This is a genomic window from Pseudomonas neuropathica (genome assembly GCF_051174785.1).
In the GTDB taxonomy this organism is placed as follows: Bacteria; Pseudomonadota; Gammaproteobacteria; order Pseudomonadales; family Pseudomonadaceae; genus Aquipseudomonas; species Aquipseudomonas neuropathica_A.
Genome location: NZ_CP195111.1, coordinates 3,462,974 through 3,479,701, shown reverse-complemented (window position 1 = coordinate 3,479,701; position 16,728 = coordinate 3,462,974). Strand labels below are relative to the sequence as shown.

General features: G+C 58.9%; 20 protein-coding genes. 10 read left to right on the top strand and 10 right to left on the bottom strand.

Annotated elements, in window-relative coordinates:
• Nucleotides 1-14: 14 nt before the first annotated feature.
• From ACRRSD_RS15925 to trpB, 3 genes are all read right to left on the bottom strand, one after another.
• Complete coding sequence (locus ACRRSD_RS15925) at nt 15-470, bottom strand: anti-virulence regulator CigR family protein (protein WP_102902595.1); 456 nt, start codon at nt 468-470, stop codon at nt 15-17.
• Nucleotides 471-592: 122 nt separating this feature from the next.
• A complete protein-coding gene (trpA, locus tag ACRRSD_RS15920) occupies nt 593-1,405 on the bottom strand; it encodes a tryptophan synthase subunit alpha (RefSeq protein WP_435034246.1) in 813 nt (270 codons plus the stop codon).
• The gene (gene trpB, locus ACRRSD_RS15915; protein ID WP_435034245.1) at nt 1,405-2,637 is read right to left on the bottom strand and encodes a tryptophan synthase subunit beta; all 1,233 of its coding nucleotides are present in this window, start codon (nt 2,635-2,637) and stop codon (nt 1,405-1,407) included. The genes trpA and trpB overlap by 1 nt, the downstream gene beginning before the upstream one ends.
• 114 nt (nt 2,638-2,751) lie before the next feature.
• Between trpB and ACRRSD_RS15910 the strand changes: the two genes are divergently transcribed.
• Nucleotides 2,752-3,669 (top strand): LysR family transcriptional regulator, encoded by a 918-nt coding sequence (locus tag ACRRSD_RS15910; protein WP_435034244.1) that lies wholly within the window; start codon nt 2,752-2,754, stop codon nt 3,667-3,669.
• On the opposite strand, the gene ACRRSD_RS15905 is transcribed toward ACRRSD_RS15910, so the two are convergent.
• Nucleotides 3,642-3,968 (bottom strand): DUF883 family protein, encoded by a 327-nt coding sequence (locus ACRRSD_RS15905; RefSeq protein ID WP_007911686.1) that lies wholly within the window; start codon nt 3,966-3,968, stop codon nt 3,642-3,644. The two genes, ACRRSD_RS15910 and ACRRSD_RS15905, sit on opposite strands and share 28 nt — an antisense overlap.
• A 157-nt stretch (nt 3,969-4,125) precedes the next feature.
• On the opposite strand from ACRRSD_RS15905, the gene ACRRSD_RS15900 reads away from it, so the two are divergent.
• The gene (locus tag ACRRSD_RS15900; protein ID WP_003220389.1) at nt 4,126-4,341 is read left to right on the top strand and encodes a dodecin; all 216 of its coding nucleotides are present in this window, start codon (nt 4,126-4,128) and stop codon (nt 4,339-4,341) included.
• A 128-nt stretch (nt 4,342-4,469) separates the two neighbouring features.
• Nucleotides 4,470-4,694, top strand: a complete 225-nt coding sequence (locus ACRRSD_RS15895; protein ID WP_435034243.1) for a DUF1161 domain-containing protein — start codon at nt 4,470-4,472, stop codon at nt 4,692-4,694.
• Between the two features lie 249 nt (nt 4,695-4,943).
• Here the strand turns inward: ACRRSD_RS15895 and ACRRSD_RS15890 are convergent, their stop codons facing one another.
• Nucleotides 4,944-5,945, bottom strand: coding sequence for an LLM class flavin-dependent oxidoreductase (locus ACRRSD_RS15890; protein ID WP_435034242.1), 1,002 nt, complete (start codon nt 5,943-5,945; stop codon nt 4,944-4,946).
• A 240-nt stretch (nt 5,946-6,185) separates the two neighbouring features.
• On the opposite strand from ACRRSD_RS15890, the gene ACRRSD_RS15885 reads away from it, so the two are divergent.
• Nucleotides 6,186-6,617, top strand: coding sequence for an OsmC family protein (locus ACRRSD_RS15885; protein ID WP_016983453.1), 432 nt, complete (start codon nt 6,186-6,188; stop codon nt 6,615-6,617).
• Nucleotides 6,618-6,856: 239 nt separating this feature from the next.
• Complete coding sequence (locus ACRRSD_RS15880; protein ID WP_435034241.1) at nt 6,857-7,096, top strand: DUF1161 domain-containing protein; 240 nt, start codon at nt 6,857-6,859, stop codon at nt 7,094-7,096.
• A gap of 6 nt (nt 7,097-7,102) precedes the next feature.
• Here ACRRSD_RS15880 and ACRRSD_RS15875 read toward each other — a convergent pair whose 3' ends face one another.
• Together ACRRSD_RS15875 and ACRRSD_RS15870 are read right to left on the bottom strand one after the other, a co-directional pair.
• The gene (locus ACRRSD_RS15875; RefSeq protein ID WP_435034240.1) at nt 7,103-7,522 is read right to left on the bottom strand and encodes a hypothetical protein; all 420 of its coding nucleotides are present in this window, start codon (nt 7,520-7,522) and stop codon (nt 7,103-7,105) included.
• Between the two features lie 40 nt (nt 7,523-7,562).
• The gene (locus ACRRSD_RS15870) at nt 7,563-7,985 is read right to left on the bottom strand and encodes a hypothetical protein (protein ID WP_435034239.1); all 423 of its coding nucleotides are present in this window, start codon (nt 7,983-7,985) and stop codon (nt 7,563-7,565) included.
• A 59-nt stretch (nt 7,986-8,044) separates the two neighbouring features.
• On the opposite strand from ACRRSD_RS15870, the gene ACRRSD_RS15865 reads away from it, so the two are divergent.
• Nucleotides 8,045-9,121 (top strand): aminopeptidase, encoded by a 1,077-nt coding sequence (locus tag ACRRSD_RS15865; RefSeq protein WP_435034238.1) that lies wholly within the window; start codon nt 8,045-8,047, stop codon nt 9,119-9,121.
• A 109-nt stretch (nt 9,122-9,230) separates the two neighbouring features.
• On the opposite strand, the gene ACRRSD_RS15860 is transcribed toward ACRRSD_RS15865, so the two are convergent.
• Nucleotides 9,231-9,881 carry an HAD family hydrolase gene (locus tag ACRRSD_RS15860; protein ID WP_435034237.1) on the bottom strand — a complete coding sequence of 217 codons (651 nt, stop codon included), beginning with the start codon at nt 9,879-9,881 and terminating at the stop codon, nt 9,231-9,233.
• 28 nt (nt 9,882-9,909) lie between these two features.
• Nucleotides 9,910-10,455: a gamma carbonic anhydrase family protein gene (locus tag ACRRSD_RS15855; RefSeq protein WP_435034236.1), complete on the bottom strand. Its 546-nt coding sequence runs from the start codon at nt 10,453-10,455 to the stop codon at nt 9,910-9,912.
• 88 nt (nt 10,456-10,543) lie between these two features.
• Between ACRRSD_RS15855 and prlC the strand changes: the two genes are divergently transcribed.
• The 3 genes from prlC to ACRRSD_RS15840 all read left to right on the top strand — a co-directional run bounded on the left by prlC (nt 10,544) and on the right by ACRRSD_RS15840 (nt 15,020).
• Nucleotides 10,544-12,595, top strand: coding sequence for an oligopeptidase A (gene prlC, locus ACRRSD_RS15850; RefSeq protein ID WP_435034235.1), 2,052 nt, complete (start codon nt 10,544-10,546; stop codon nt 12,593-12,595).
• Nucleotides 12,592-12,885, top strand: coding sequence for a YheV family putative zinc ribbon protein (locus ACRRSD_RS15845; protein ID WP_095049521.1), 294 nt, complete (start codon nt 12,592-12,594; stop codon nt 12,883-12,885). The genes prlC and ACRRSD_RS15845 overlap by 4 nt, the downstream gene beginning before the upstream one ends.
• Before the next feature lie 113 nt (nt 12,886-12,998).
• Nucleotides 12,999-15,020, top strand: coding sequence for a M3 family metallopeptidase (locus ACRRSD_RS15840; RefSeq protein WP_435034234.1), 2,022 nt, complete (start codon nt 12,999-13,001; stop codon nt 15,018-15,020).
• Between the two features lie 8 nt (nt 15,021-15,028).
• Here ACRRSD_RS15840 and ACRRSD_RS15835 read toward each other — a convergent pair whose 3' ends face one another.
• Nucleotides 15,029-15,676, bottom strand: coding sequence for a phosphatase domain-containing protein (locus tag ACRRSD_RS15835; protein WP_435034233.1), 648 nt, complete (start codon nt 15,674-15,676; stop codon nt 15,029-15,031).
• A 303-nt stretch (nt 15,677-15,979) separates the two neighbouring features.
• Between ACRRSD_RS15835 and ACRRSD_RS15830 the strand changes: the two genes are divergently transcribed.
• Nucleotides 15,980-16,726 carry a gluconate 2-dehydrogenase subunit 3 family protein gene (locus tag ACRRSD_RS15830; protein WP_435034232.1) on the top strand — a complete coding sequence of 249 codons (747 nt, stop codon included), beginning with the start codon at nt 15,980-15,982 and terminating at the stop codon, nt 16,724-16,726.
• Nucleotides 16,727-16,728: the final 2 nt, after the last annotated feature.

Sequence of the window (16,728 nt, the reverse complement as noted above, 5' to 3'; positions counted from 1 at the left end):
TTATTGCCTGCGGATCAATACAAAACGCCATCGAGAATTTCGTAGACGATGCCGGTGCCCACCGCGATCAGCACGATATCGCCTCCCGCCCGGCGCCATTCGTAACCCGGATACACCGGCAAACGACCTAACGCGCGATTATCCAGACGCTCGCCGTAATAGCCGCGCGGCAAAGGCCGGCCACGCTCCAGATGAATTCCCGGCGGCGGCGGTGCACCGCGTACAAAGTAGCCATGATTGTCACGTATGGTCTGGCGCACCGGCCCGAAGTCACGCGGCGGCGGGCCGCCACGGTGATCGTTCTGCGGGCCACGGTGGTCGTCACCGTGATTGTCGCCACGGTTATCGTAATGGCCCTGTTGCGGGCCGCCGTGGTCGTGATCATCGCGCGGGTCGGCACTGGCCAGCAGCGGCGTCGCGCTGATCATCAGCACGCCCAGTCCGGCAATCAGACGTTTCGGCATTTTCATCGGGTCTTTCCTCACGGCACAAACAGCAAAAAGGGCTGCAGAACGATGTTCTGAAGCCCTCGATCTTGCTCATTTAGTCTGTGCTTTGAGGTGCTAATTCCTCTGTATCAGGAACTTTACCTTCAGCTGACGCGGGCCTTACGCACGCCTTCGGAGAGTGCCGAACACAGGCTCAGTACACCGTCGACGGCTTGAGCTGGCGTGGTCGCGTTGGCAATGTGATCGATCAATGCCGAACCCACCACCACACCATCGGCCAGACGTGCGATGGACGCCGCTTGCTCCGGCGTACGGATGCCGAAACCGATGCTGATCGGCAGATCGGTATGACGACGCAGACGAGTCACCGCCTCTTCGACATGCTCCAGCGTCGCCGCGCCAGCACCGGTCACACCGGCGACCGACACGTAGTAAACAAAACCGGAGCTGCCATTGAGCACTTTCGGCAGACGCGCATCGTCTGTGGTTGGCGTGGTCAGGCGGATAAAGTCCAGACCGGCAGCCTGTGCCGGGTCGCACAGCTCGGCATTGTGCTCAGGTGGCATGTCGACGACGATCAGACCATCGACGCCGGCCTCTTTCGCCTCAGCAATGAAGCGCGGCACGCCGAACATGTGAATAGGGTTGAAGTAGCCCATCAGCACCAGCGGCGTGTCGCTGTTGCCTTCACGGAACTCGCGAACCATTTGCAGGGTTTTCACCAGGTTCTGCTTGGCGCCCAAGGCACGGATGTTCGCCAGTTGAATCGCCGGGCCGTCGGCCATCGGGTCGGTGAAAGGCATGCCCAGCTCGATCACGTCGGCGCCAGCACCCGGCAAACCTTTGAGGATCGCCAGCGAGGTGTCGTAGTCCGGATCACCGGCGGTGACGAAGGTCACCAGCGCGGCGCGGTTCTGTTCTTTGAGGTCGGCAAAACGGGTTTGCAGGCGGCTCATCAGTGTTTCTCCTGCTTCGACTGTTCCATATGGTGCATGACGGTCTGCATGTCTTTGTCGCCACGGCCGGAGAGGTTGACCACCATCAGGTGATCCTTAGGCAGCTTCGGCGCGCGCTTGAATACTTCGGCCAGGGCGTGGGCACTTTCCAGGGCAGGAATGATCCCTTCCAAGCGGCAGCATTTGTGGAACGCATCCAGCGCTTCGTCGTCAGTCACCGAGGTGTATTGAACGCGGCCGATGTCATGCAACCACGCGTGTTCAGGGCCGATGCCCGGATAGTCGAGGCCGGCGGAAATCGAGTGGGCGTCGATGATCTGGCCATCGTCGTCCTGCAGCAGGAAAGTACGGTTGCCGTGCAGCACACCCGGAACGCCGCCATTCAGGCTGGCCGCGTGCTTGCCGGTTTCGATGCCGTAACCGGCTGCTTCGACGCCGATGATCTCAACGCTCTTGTCATCGAGGAACGGGTGAAACAGGCCCATCGCATTGGAACCACCACCGATGCACGCCACAAGGCTGTCCGGCAGACGACCTTCCTGAGCCTGCAACTGATCGCGGGTTTCCTTGCCGATAACGGCCTGGAAGTCGCGAACCATCGCTGGATAAGGATGCGGGCCGGCCACGGTGCCGATCAGGTAGAAGGTGCTGTCGACGTTGGTCACCCAGTCACGCAGGGCTTCGTTCATTGCATCTTTCAGAGTACCGGTGCCGGCCACCACTGGAATCACTTCAGCGCCCAACAGCTTCATGCGGAAGACGTTGGCCTGCTGACGTTCGATGTCAGTGGTGCCCATGTAGATCACGCAATCCAGACCGAAACGTGCGGCCACGGTGGCAGTGGCCACGCCATGCATGCCGGCGCCGGTCTCGGCGATGATGCGTTTCTTGCCCATGCGCCGTGCCAGCAGGATCTGGCCGATGCAGTTGTTGATCTTGTGCGCGCCGGTGTGGTTGAGCTCTTCGCGCTTGAGATAAATCTTCGCGCCGCCGCAGAACTCGGTCAGGCGCTCAGCGAAGTACAGCGGGCTCGGACGTCCGACGTAGTCACGCTGGAAGTAGGCCAGTTCTTCTATGAACGCCGGATCTTCCTTGGCCGCTTCGTATTCGCGGGCCAGATCGAGGATTAAAGGCATCAGGGTTTCTGCCACATAACGGCCACCGAACGAGCCAAACAGGCCGTTATCGTCCGGGCCGTTACGCAGATCAGAGGTGTTCGAAGTCTGGGTCATGAGTCGCTCCAGGTGAATTCGGGTCAAAAGACAATGACGACCACTCTACCCCTGACGATCCAGACTGAAAACCGATAAGATCGCCACAACCCGTCAGGAAAACTCACAGATATCATGAGCCACGACCTTCCCCCGCTGAACGCCTTGCGCGCGTTCGAAGCAACCGCCCGTCTGAACAGTGTCAGCCAGGCTGCCGAGCAGCTTCACGTCACCCATGGCGCGGTCAGTCGTCAGCTCAAAGTGCTCGAAGAGCACTTGGGTGTCAGTCTTTTCGTCAAGGACGGGCGCGGCTTGAAACTCACAGATGCCGGCATGCGTTTACGCGATGCCAGTGGAGAGGCGTTTGACCGGTTGCGCAGTGTTTGCGCGGAGTTGACGCAAAGCACGGCGGATGCACCGTTTGTGCTGGGTTGCTCCGGAAGTCTGCTCGCGCGCTGGTTTATCCCGCGCTTGGGGCGATTGAATGCCGATCTGCCGGATTTGCGTCTGCATTTGTCGGCAGGTGAAGGCGATCTCGATCCTCGGCGTCCGGGACTGGATGCTTTGCTGCTGTTCGCCGAGCCGCCATGGCCGGCCGACATGCAGGTTTACGAATTGGCCGCAGAACGCATCGGTCCGGTCATGAGTCCGCTGTTTAGCGGTTATCAACGCCTGGAAACCGCGCCAGCCTCAGCACTGCTCAGTGAACCACTGCTGCACACCACCTCGCGGCCACAAGCCTGGCCGAGTTGGGCACAGCAAAGCGACCTCGACGCAAAAGCGTTGAAGCTCGGGCAAGGTTTCGAGCATTTGTATTATTTGCTGGAGGCCGCAGTGGCCGGTCTCGGCGTGGCCATCGCGCCGGAGCCGCTGGTAACAGAAGATTTAAAGGCTGGTCGCCTGGTTGCGCCGTGGGGCTTCTGTGAAACCCCGGCGCAACTGGCGTTGTGGCTACCCAAACGCGCCGCAGACGGGCGCGCTCGGCAACTGGCGCAATGGCTCAAGAACGAGCTGCGCCAGAACGATCACTCGCCGCGCTTGAACAGCAAGTAAGCCGCGAGCAGACCGATTGCACCGACCGCGACACCGGCGGTTGTCCACGGATGTTCCTGTGCGTAATCACGAGTGGCGATCCCGGTTTCGCGGGTTTTCACTTTGACTTCTTCATAGGCATCGCTGAGCAGGTGGCGCGAATGTTTCAGCGCACTTTCGGCATTGCTTTTCAGCGCCTTGAGGGTCTTGCGCGACTCGTCCGAAGCGTCGTCCTTCAGGCTTTCCAACGACTTGAGCAGACTCTCGATCTCGGCTTCCATGCTTTGCAACGAGGCTTTACGTAAAGAGGTGTTGGCCATGGTGGCTCTCCTGCATTGGTGATGAGTGGCGTGTGTTGGTTGGGACTTCAGCGGTTTGAGAAAGTGCAGAAAATCTGAACTTCGCCTGCGCGCAGCCGCCGAAATCAACAGTGCAGATTCACTGCTAGTCTCAATTCCACACGCCAAGGAGATCGCCATGAGTGACCATCACACGTACAAGAAAGTCGAGCTGGTCGGTTCGTCCACCAGCAGCATCGAAGACGCCATCAACAACGCGCTGGCCGAAGCCAACAAGAGCATCAAGCATCTTGAGTGGTTTGAAGTGGTCGACACCCGTGGCCACATCAAGGACGGCAAGGCTGCGCACTTTCAAGTGACGCTGAAAGTCGGCTTCAGGATTGCCAGCAGCTGAGTTTGGTCTAGTCTTCTGAACTTGCGCGCTGGCCGAGTGCCATAGGAATGGCAAAGCGCTACAGGGTGAGCGCATCGGGTGGATGACCTGATGCCCGCCTCTTTCAATCCGACCAGGGAGTGCGACCGATGAAGAAGTTCATGTTGGCAGTAGGTTTGTTGAGCCTTGCGGGTGGTGCGTTTGCTGCCGGCAAGCCATGTGAAGAGCTGAAAAGCGAGATTGCGGCGAAGCTGGATGCCAAGGGCGTTTCCGGGTATTCGCTGGAGATTGTCGACAAGGGTGCGGCCGCTGACGGCAAGGTCGTTGGCAAATGTGAAGGTGGCGCCAAGGAAATTGTCTACAAGCGCGGCTGATCGTGACTGAAATGCAAAAGCCGACGTGAAGGCGTCGGCTTTTTTGTGCCTGCGATTTGGGGCTTTTGGTGTGTTTGAAATCGAACCCCCTCACCCCAGCCCTCTCCCCCTAGGGGCGAGGGGGAAAGGGAGCCGATCGGGGGCTGTTCAAAACCTGAGTTCGACTCGATTTTTCAGGTCGATGTCGAGCGCGAGAACACCTCAATCAGTCCCCTCTCCCTCCGGGAGAGGGTTAGGGTGAGGGGCTTTTCAGCCCTTCATCACTTGCGCGAGCAACTCGTACGAATGCACACGATCAGCGTGTTCATACAAATCGCTGGTAAAAATCAGCTCATCGGCCTGAGTCTGCTCAACCAGCACCTCAAGCTTCGCGCGGATCTTCTGCGGGCTGCCCACCATCGCCAGCCCAAGAAAATCACCCACAGCCTCACGTTCATGCGGCAACCACAGGCCATCCATGGTTTTCACCGGCGGACGCTGCACCAGGCTCTGCCCGCGCATCAACGCGAGAATGCGCTGGTACACCGAAGTCGCCAGGTAATCGGCCTGCTCATCGGTATCCGCCGCCACCAACGGCACGCCGAGCATTACGTACGGTTTGTCGAGCACCGACGACGGCTTGAAGTGATTGCGATAAACGCGGATCGCCTCGTGCATGAAACGCGGGGCAAAATGCGAGGCGAAGGCGTAAGGCAAACCGCGCTCACCGGCCAGTTGCGCACTGAACAGGCTGGAACCGAGCAGCCAGATCGGCACGTTGGTACCGGTGCCCGGCATGGCGATCACACGCTGATCCGGGGTACGCGGGCCGAGGTAGCGCACCAGTTCGGCGACGTCTTCGGGGAAATCATCGGCGCTGCCGGAGCGTTCACGGCGCAGCGCCCGAGCAGTCATCTGATCGGAACCGGGCGCGCGGCCCAGACCGAGGTCGATCCGCCCTGGATACAGGCTTTCCAGTGTGCCGAACTGCTCGGCGATCACCAGCGGCGCATGGTTGGGCAGCATCACGCCGCCGGAGCCGACGCGAATGGTCGACGTCCCGCCCGCCAGATAGCCCAGCAAAACCGAGGTCGCGGAACTGGCGATGCCGTCCATGTTGTGGTGTTCCGCCACCCAGAACCGCGTGTAGCCGAACTTTTCGGCATGCTGAGCCAGGTCCAGCGAGTTGCGCAGCGATTGCGCCGGGCTGCCGTTCTCGCGCACCGGCACAAGATCGAGGGTAGAAAATTTTACGTCGGACAGTTGCTTCATAAACCTGCGTCTCCGAGTCAGGAGGCAGGTTGATGATACGAACGAAACCTGCCGAATTCATAAGCGTGTTTTATGCAATGAGGGCATATACCCGAGTTTCAATAGCCGAGTCGAAATTTCCTACTAAAAAAGTCAACGATTCAACCGGGCTGAACTTTGTTCCGGCGTCTATCCTCAGAAGCCTTGCAAGCAAAAACCACAACGACGCGGCGTTTCCGCGCCAGAGACGAGGAGGAAGACATGGCTATCGTGAAGAAAGCATCGGCACATTGGGCGGGTGATCTGAAAACCGGTATCGGCTCGATTTCCACTGAAACCGGCGTACTCAGAGAAGCCCCATACGGTTTCAAGGCGCGCTTCGAAGGCGGCAAGGGCACCAACCCGGAAGAACTGATCGGCGCGGCGCATGCCGGTTGTTTTTCCATGGCGTTTTCGATGATTCTGGGCGATGCGGGGCTGAAGGCCGACAGCATCGACACTCAGGCTGAAGTGACCCTTGATCAGGTAGATGGCGGCTTCGCGATCACAGCGGTGAAGCTGATCCTGAAGGCGAAAATCCCTGGGGCGACTCAGGCGCAGTTTGAAGAGCTGAGCAACAAGGCCAAGGAAGGGTGCCCGGTGTCCAAGGTACTTAATGCGAAGATTACTCTAGACGCCTCGCTGGTCAGCTAATTTGTCGCTGGCTGATCTGACGCCTTCGCGAGCAGGCTCGCTCCCACAGGGATTCGTGTGGCACACAGGCCCAATGTGGGAGCGAGCCTGCTCGCGAAGGCGATTTCGAAATCGCCACAGGTCTGAACCAAAAATACAAGTTGTGAGCGAAGTCAGAACCCTCGCTGTAAAAGTATGGTCGAATCGATGACAGCAGCTTCAGCGCACGCCCGTGCGCGCTGCCTCAGGGAGCTTCACTCATGAAACGTATTGGCTTGGCGATCCTCTGCAGTGCACTGGCCACCTCGGTAATTGCGGCACCCAAAGACTGCGAAGAACTCAAGAAAGAGATCGAAGTCAAGATTCAGGCCAAAGCAGTGCCGTCCTACACACTGGAAATCGTAACCAAGGAAGAAGCCGCAAAACATGACATCGCCATGGTGGTCGGTTCATGTGAGAGCGGCACCAAAGCGATCATCTATCAGAAGAACGACAGCTGAGTCGCCTCAGATAATGCAGTTGTACTCGCGATCCTCGGCGACGATTTCGCGTTTGGTGTTGTACAGCCGGGCGCTCGGTGTGAACCCCAGCGACCGCCCCTCCAGCACATAACGCTGCCCGGCCTCGAAATGGTCATAGCGGATGTACAGGTAGCACAGCCGCTCCACCGGCCCGTTCATCAAGCTGCCGCCACCACCAAACACTTCGAAATCGAAGCGCACGCGCAATTCATGGCTGCCCGGGGTGACCTGAAAGTAGCGCCCGTCATTCAGTCGCTGTTTGTCGAGGCGCTCGGCCATCAGCACTTTACCGCCGGGTGTCGGCGTTGAAAAATCGACCCAGGCCATCTGCGGATCGACCGGGGGCAATGGCGTCTGACAACCGGCCACGAGGCTGGCAGCAAGCAACAACAGCAACTGGCGCATGATGAATACCCACAGATCTGAATACTCAGCATAGCGCCGATCAGGTGCGCTGGCAGCCTGCCGGCGTGCCCTGGCCTACCACTTTGCGCTGCTCGTCATAGAGCTTGGCCCATGGCCGGAAGCCGATACTGCCGGCCTGTAACTGATAACGCTGGCCGGCGTTGAAATCCTTGAATTTCACGCTCAACTGGCAATCACGCCACAGCGGCTCGGCGTCGGGACCGATGTTGGTCGCTTCTACCGGGAATTGATAACGCACCTTCAACTCGTGGCTGCCTGGCTGCACTTCGAAGTAACGTTTGTCGTCGGTCACGCTGCTATCGACCTTCAGCGCTTGCAACGACGTGTCCTGCTGCCGGGCATCAAGGTCGATCCAGGCTTGCGAAGGGTCGGGGTCGGGCATTCCAAAACTGGCACAACCGGCCAGTGTCAGCAGGCCCCCTGTCAGCATCAACATGCGCATAGCGGTGCTCCTTTAGGCGGGATAGTCTTGCGGGCAGACTCTCCGGGGGATTTCTTATTTTGATCAGGCCGTTTCCAAGCCTTGGGTTACTTGATCGCGTTTTTCGGGTTTTGTTTCCGGGTGTGTTGTTTTTGTTGCTCAACGGTTGCGCCAGCGTCAGCTATTACGCTCAGTTGGCCAGCGGTCAGTTGCAATTGCTGCGGGCGCGGGAGCCGGTGGAAAAAGTCGTTGCCGACCCCAGCCGCGACGCGAAACTGCGCACACACCTGGCCCAGTCACAAAAAGCCCGGACGTTCGCCAGTGAGCAACTGCACCTGCCGGATAACCAGAGCTATCGCCTTTACGCCGACATCCATCGCCCGTATGTGGTGTGGAATGTGTTTGCCACGCAGGAGTTCTCCCTGACGCCACAGAACCATTGCTTTCCGATTGCCGGGTGTGTGGCCTATCGCGGTTACTACAGCCAGAGCGCGGCGCGCGGCGAAGCGGCGATCCAGCGATTGCAGGGCATGGACGTATCGATTGGCGGTGTCGAGGCCTACTCGACATTGGGCTGGTTCAACGACCCGATCCTTAATTCGATGATGGGCTGGGGTGATGAACGCCTGGCCACGCTGATCTTTCATGAGCTGGCGCATCAACGCTTCTATGTAAAGGACGACACCGAGTTCAACGAGTCCTTTGCCACGTTTGTCGAGCAGGAAGGTACGCGGCAGTGGCGGGCGTTTCGCGGGTTGCCGGTGGACACCGACTCACGGTTGAAGCAGCGCGATCAGTTTATTGAATTGGTACTCGATACCCGCTCACGGCTGGAGAAGCTTTATACACAGCCATTAGCGGCCGAGCAGATGCGCGAACGCAAAGCAACCGAGTTCGAACAGTTTCGCCGGGACTATCGGGTGAAGCGAGACACCCAGTGGGCTGGGGACAAGCGTTATGACGCTTGGGTGAATGCGCCGTTGAACAATGCGCGATTGCTACCGTTTGGGCTCTATGACCAGTGGGTGCCGGCGTTTGCAGCGTTGTTCAAAAAGGTAGGGGGGGATTGGCTGAGGTTTTATGCGGAGGTGGAGAGGTTGGGTCGGTTACCGGTGACTGAGCGAAAGGCGGCACTGAAAGCAATGGCACAATCCTAATGATCTCGGGGGCACAACAGGCCCCTTCGCGAGCAGGCTCGCTCCCACATTGGATCTGTGTGCCACAAGAATCCCTGTGGGAGTGAGCCTGCTCGCGAAAGCAATTTGATCAGCGCTGCAAAAAGGCCTGATGCAAATCGTCCAGCGTTTCAAAGTGATAAGCCGGCGCCTCGGCATTCAACTCTTCAAAACTGCCAAACCCATAACCGACCGCCGCTGCATCCAAGCCATTGCTGCGCGCGCCGATCAGGTCGTGCTTGCGATCGCCGATCATCAGCGTATTCGCCGGATCCAGCCCTTCTTCCTTCACTAGATGCGCAATCAGCTCAACCTTGTTGGTCCGCGTGCCGTCCAGCTCGCTGCCGTATATCACCTTGAAGTGCCGGGCGAAGTCGAAGTGCCGGGCAATCTCGCGGGCGAATTCCCATGGCTTCGAGGTGGCGATATACAGCTGCCGGCCCTGCCCGCTCAGGGTTTCCAACAACGGGGTAACGCCCTCGAAGACACGGTTTTCATAAAGGCCAGTGACCTTGAAGCGCTCGCGGTAGAAATTCACTGCCTGCCACGCCTTGGCCTCATCAAAGCCGTAGAACTGCATAAACGCCTGCAACAACGGCGGGCCGATGAAGTGCTCCAGTCTGGTCAGGTCCGGCTCATCAATCCCGAGCTTGGCGAGAGCAAACTGAATGGAACGGGTGATGCCCTCACGCGGGTCGGTCAGGGTGCCATCGAGGTCGAACAGTACGGTCTGGTAATGCATGAGAAATCCTGATCAGGTGTAAGGCGATTCAGAGTTGGTCGTAGCCTTCGGCCAGATGCAGTTCCTTGAGTTTCACGTAGTTCGCCGCGCTGTAGGTGAAGAAGGCTTTTTCCTTGTCGGTGAGTTCTCGCACCTGTTTCACCGGACTTCCCACATAAAGGAAGCCACTTTCAAGACACTTGCCCGGCGGCACCAGACTACCGGCGCCGATGATCACATCGTCTTCGACCACCGCGCCGTCCATGACAATGCTGCCCATGCCGATCAATACGCGGCTGCCGACAGTGCAGCCATGCAGCATGACTTTATGGGCGATGGTCACGTCGTCGCCGATCAGCAGCGGGAAGCCGTCCGGATTGAACGGGCCGGCGTGGGTGATGTGCAACACGCAGCCGTCCTGGACGCTGGTGCGCGCACCGATACGGATGCGGTGCATGTCGCCACGGATCACGGTTAGCGGCCAGACCGAGCTGTCTTCGCCGATTTCGACGTCGCCGATAACCACCGCCGAGCCGTCGACAAATGCGCCTTTGCCAAGGCTTGGGGTGTGATTCTGGTACTTGCGAACGGACACGATAATTTCTCTCTCTGTCGCCGATAGCTGCGGTGAATGCCGATTGTAATTAAGATGGTTGCATGTTTCCCCAGCCAAGGTGCCAACCGTGAGCGTGAACAACCCTCTGCTGCAGTCCTACGACCTGCCACCGTTCTCCACGATCCGTGCCGAACACGTCCTGCCCGCCATCGAAACGATCCTGGCCGACAACCGCGCCGCCATTGCCGAAATCCTCAAGACCCAAGTCCAGAATCCAACCTGGGCCGGTCTGGTGTTGGCGATGGACGAACTCAATGATCGACTCGGCGCCGCCTGGAGCCCGGTCAGCCACCTCAATGCCGTGTGCAACAGCGCCGAATTGCGCGAAGCCTACGAGTCGTGCCTGCCAGCCCTGAGCGCCTATTCCACCGAGATGGGCCAGAACCGCGAACTGTTCCAGGCCTATGAAGCGCTGGCCAACAGCCCGGAAGCCGCCGGCTTCGACGTGGCGCAAAAGACTATTCTGGAACACGCCCTGCGTGACTTCCGTCTGTCGGGTATCGACCTGCCGGAAGCCGAGCAGAAGCGCTATGCCGAAGTGCAGAGCAAACTGTCCGAGCTGGGCAGCCGCTTCTCCAATCAATTGCTCGACGCCACGCAGGCGTGGACCAAGCACGTCACCGATGAAGCCGCCCTCGCCGGCCTGACCGATTCGGCCAAGGCGCAGATGGCGGCCGCCGCACAGGCCAAAGGCCTCGATGGCTGGCTGATCACCCTGGAATTCCCCAGCTACTACGCGGTAATGACCTACGCGCAAGACCGTGCGCTGCGTGAAGAAGTCTACGCCGCCTACTGCACCCGCGCCTCGGACCAAGGCCCGAATGCCGGCCAGAACGACAACGGCCCGGTGATGGAAGAGATCCTCGACCTGCGTCAGGAGCTGGCCAGACTCTTGGGTTTCGCCAGTTTCTCCGAACTGAGCCTGGCGACAAAAATGGCTGAATCCAGCGATCAGGTGCTGAGCTTCCTGCGTGATCTGGCCAAGCGCAGCAAACCGTTCGCCGCACAGGATCTGCAACAGCTACGTGCCTATGCCGCCGAACAGGGCTGCGCCGACCTGCAAAGCTGGGACAGCGGTTTCTACGGCGAAAAGTTGCGTGAACAACGCTACAGCGTCGCCCAGGAAACCCTGCGTGCATACTTCCCGATCGATAAAGTGCTGGGCGGTCTGTTCGCCATCGTCCAGCGTCTGTACGGCATCGAAATCGCCGAACAGAAAGGCTTCGACACCTGGCACCCGGACGTGCGCCTGTTCGAGATCAAGGAAAACGGTCAGCACGTCGGCCGCTTCTTCTTCGATCTCTATGCCCGCGCCAACAAGCGTGGCGGTGCGTGGATGGACGGCGCACGCGACCGTCGCCGTACCGTCGACGGCGTGCTGCAAAGCCCGGTGGCCAATCTGGTGTGCAACTTCACCCCGGCCGACAGTGGCAAACCTGCGCTGCTGACCCACGATGAAGTGACCACGCTGTTCCACGAATTCGGTCATGGCCTGCATCACCTGCTGACCCGCGTTGATCACGCCGGTGTTTCCGGCATCAACGGCGTGGCGTGGGACGCGGTCGAGCTACCGAGCCAGTTCATGGAAAACTGGTGCTGGGAGCCGGAAGGCCTCGCGCTGATTTCCGGTCACTACGAAAGCGGCGAGCCACTGCCCCAGGACCTGCTGGAAAAAATGCTCGCAGCGAAGAATTTCCAGTCCGGCCTGATGATGGTCCGTCAGCTGGAGTTCTCGCTGTTCGACTTCGAACTGCACGCCACCCATGGTGACGGCCGCAGCGTGCTGCAAGTGCTCGAAGGCGTGCGTGACGAGGTGTCGGTGATGCGTCCACCCGCCTACAACCGCTTCCCCAACAGTTTTGCGCACATCTTCGCCGGCGGTTATGCGGCGGGTTACTACAGCTACAAGTGGGCTGAGGTGCTGTCGGCGGATGCCTTCTCGAAATTCGAAGAGGACGGCGTGCTCAACGCAGAAACCGGTCGCGCCTTCCGCGAAGCGATTCTGGCGCGCGGTGGTTCGCAGGCGCCGATGGTGCTGTTCGTCGACTTCCGTGGCCGTGAGCCATCGATTGACGCACTGTTGCGCCACAGCGGCCTGAGTGAGGACGCGGCAGCATGAGTGAGGCACCTGTGATTACCAAGAAACGCTTTATCGCCGGGGCGGTGTGCCCGGCGTGCAGCGAGCCGGACAAGTTGATGATGTGGAACGAGGACAGCGTGCCGCACCGTGAATGTGTGGCTTGCGGTTACTCCGACACGCTCAATGAACAAGGACTTTCGGTGCCGAAAGAGTTGGGCACGCGGGTCAACACCAGCGCGCTGAACAAACCCGCGCCGGACAAGACCGTGCAGGCCGTGCAGTTTTTCCCCAACCCGAAACTGAAAAAGAAGCCTGACCAGCCCAATTGAGCCGTGACGACCTCGCACCGAATCAGCGGTGCGAGGTGGTATCTATCTAATGCCTTGCCCTTGCGCTTTCTCCGTAGGCTGAATTTTTTCAACCTGCGGTCAAGGAAGACGCGATGCCTACCAATCCCCTGCTACAACGCTGGCAACTGCCGGCCTGGTCCGACGTGAAGGCCGAGCACCTGGCACCCGCCATCAATGCCATCGTGGCCGATAATCAGCGGATCATCGCCGAAGTGATCGCCACCCAGACCGACCATCCCAATTGGGATGATCTGGTGGTGGCCATCGCCGAAGCCGACGCACGGCTCGCTGAAACCATGGGCATCATCGACGTGCTCTCGACGGTCAAAAGTGCTGATGTCGACTGGATAGAGCAAAGCGCTCTGTGCAGCATTACTGCGGCACGCTATCGGGTGCAGAAGTCTGCCAACCTGGAGCTCTATCACACCTATCAACGTCTGCAGCAGAGTTCGATTGCCGACAGCTTCGATGACTTTCGCAAAGCGTCTTTGGCCAAGACTCTGCGCACTTTTCGTCTGTCGGGCATCGAATTGCCCGCCGAACAGCAACAGCGGTTAACCGCGATAAACCTCGACATCGAACTTCAGGAGCAATTGTTCCTGATCAATCTGGAGCGCAGCAATGCCGCCTGGAGCAAACAGATTGACCAGGCAGCGACGCTCGATGGCTTGTCAGCCGCATTCAAGGATCGGCTGGCGCTCAATGCGCGTCGAACGGGAAAAAGCGGCTGGTTGCTGACGCTGGATCGCAACACTTACGAATACATCATGAAAAATGCGCGAGACCGGGGTTTGCGCGAAGAGTACTTCCGCGCTTATTGCACCCGGGCCTCGGATCAAGGACCGCATGCTCTTCAGTTCGACAACGGTCCGGTCTTGCAAAAGTTACTCGGGTTACGCCATGAAAAAGCCAGGTTGCTGGGTTTCGAGAGCTTCGCCCACCTGCGGCTTGCAAATCACATGGCCAGCTCGCCCGCTCAGGTCGAACATTTTTTAAAGCAACAGATCGAGCACAATCGCGCCGCACTGGATCAGGACATGCAGGCGCTCCAAGCATTCGCCACAACGCAGGGCGTCGCAGAACTGCAGGCCTGGGATTTCGAGTTTTTTGCTGAGCAATTACGCCAGCTACGCTCGGCGAACACACTGAAAGGACTTCGCGAGTATTTTCCGCTGGATGAAACGCTGCGCCGGTTCTGCCAGTTCAATGAATACGTGTTCGGTATCAAATTGGCCGAGCAGCAAAACCTCAGCCATTGGCACGAGGATGTGCGCCTGTTGGAAGTCAGCGAATACGATCAGGTGATGGGGTACATCTACTTTGATCCGTTTCATCGTGAGGACGCCCCTGACTTTGCCTTGACCAATACCGTGCGCAACCGACGCATCAATGCCGAGGGCCGGCCGGCGCTGCCGATCGCCATCCTTCACTGCAACTTCCCGTCCGCGACCAGCGAGCATCCCTGCCTGCTTTCACACAAAGACCTGCGCGTGCTTTTCCATGAGTTCGGGCATTGCCTGCAACAGGTGCTGACCCGCTCGCCCCATCACAACCTGTCGGGAATCTCGCAACTGGGGCGTGATACGGGCGAGTTCGCCGGGCAACTGTTCGAACAATTAAGTCTTTCAGAGGAGCTGCTTCAGTGGCTGTCAGTACATTACAAAACCCGTGCCCCACTAAGCCGCACACGGCTAACGTCAGCGCTGGCCGCCATCGCGACGCACACCAGCCGCGATACCGCCACGCTGCTGCTTGAGGCCTTACTCGATCTGGAATTGCACCGCAGCGAGGAAAATGGCCGAAACGCGCAACAGTGCTTCGCAGCGGTGCAGCAACAAATACCGCAGCTGCAACTACCCGCCTATTGCCGCTTTGCCAACAGTTTCGATTATCTGGTGACCGGTTACGAAGCCTCGGTCTACGCCTACAAATGGTCAGGCGTACTGGCCAGCGAAGCGTTCACGCGCTTTGAGCGCGATGGAGTATTCAATGCGCAAACCGGCCGGAAATTGCGTGAAGCGTTCTTCTCCGGTGATTCGACTTCGCTGCTCGGCGCGCTGGAGACCTTTATGGGTCAGCCGGTAGCTGCTGATCTGGCAGCGCAACCGGACTGACGCGCCGATCACTCGACGTGGGCGGACTTGAACCAGCTTTTCATCGAACAGGTGGCGAAAGCACTGGTACTGCAATCGCCATTGGCCAGCGCCGTGCGCAATTTGTCGACATCCACCTGCATCATGTAACGAATACCATCCTTGAAGTGAGTACTGTCACCGAAACCGCCTTGGGTCATTTCGCTCAAGGCATCCTCTTTGCTCCAGCCCTGAATCACCACTCGATACATCGCCGACATCAGGCCGGTGCGGTCAGAACCGTGCTTGCAATGCATCAGCACCGGGCCATTGGCTTCGGCAGCCTGAATCGCACGCAGGGTTTTGAGCACGTCAGCGTCGTCGACATGATTGGTGCGGTAGGGCAACTGGACCTGGTTGATGCCAGGTTCGGACAGCCAACTGCTATCGGCTTCTGGAAGAAAGTTGATTACCGTGGCGACTTTGAGATTTTTCAGCAGTGGCACCGCACCGCCGTCAGGCAAAGCGCTGCGGTACAGGGTCGGCGACATCTGGAACAGGTTGTATTGCACTTCGACCGTCTGCGCCCAATCAGCCGGGCGGCCAGTGGCGGCGCCGGCAGCGGCCTGGACTGGCATCAGCGGCAACAGAGCGAAAAGCGACAGGCAGAAAACACAAAGAAAACGCACTCGGGACATGCTGGAGTAACCGTGTCGGAATTCATCGATGAGAGGAAACGCAGCATCGGCGTTGAGCGGTCAAAGCCCTGTGAGGCGCCTGTCAAAGAAACGTGAATCCGCACGCTTTCCAGCACTGTCTAAAGAAAACCGGTGTTTTTTCCGCTGAATCGGTTTATCCGGAAGCTTAGCCTGCTACCATTTGTCACAGCATGTTGCAGACGCGCCCCCTTTTTCCGGGGCAAACCGATATCGTCGCGACGAAAGATCCTCAAGCCGTTCGCAGAAACGGCTGTCCCCTAATGCCTGATGAGGTGCACCCCCATGTCTGATGCAGATCGAGACAACCCGCGGCGTGAGTTTTTGCGCAAATCCCTGACCCTGATCCCGGTGGTCACCCTGGCCGGCACCGGTCTGGGTAGCAGCGTCCTGCAAGCAGCGCCTGAAGCGGCACCGGCCGCACCCGCGCCGCAACCACTTCGCACGGATGCCGGCGTATATCAGCCAAGCTATTTCACCGCCGAAGAATGGGCATTCATCAATGCCGCCGTCGCGCAATTGATCCCCAACGACGCCCAAGGCCCGGGCGCGCTCGAAGCCGGCGTGCCGGAATACATCGACCGGCAGATGAACACGCCATACGCCGCCGGTGCCCTTTGGTACATGCAAGGCCCGTTCAATGCCGACGCCGCTCCGGAGATGGGCTGGCAGAGCAAACTGGTGCCCAAAGAGATCTATCGCCTCGGCATCGCCGCCACGGACCAGTGGGCAAAATCCCTCAACGGTAAAGTATTTGCTGAGCAAGACAGCGCTACCCGAGACGATTTGCTCAAGCAACTCGAAGCCGGCAAACCTCAGTTTGACGCCGTTCCAGCGAAGATTTTCTTCAATCTGCTGCTGCAAAACACCAAGGAAGGGTTCTTCTGCGACCCGATCCACGGTGGCAATAAAGGCATGGTCGGCTGGACCATGATCGGCTTCCCCGGCGCCCGCGCCGATTTCATGGATTGGGTGGAACGCAACGAGCAATACCCCTTCCCGGCAGTTTCGATACGCGGCGAGAGGGCATAAGC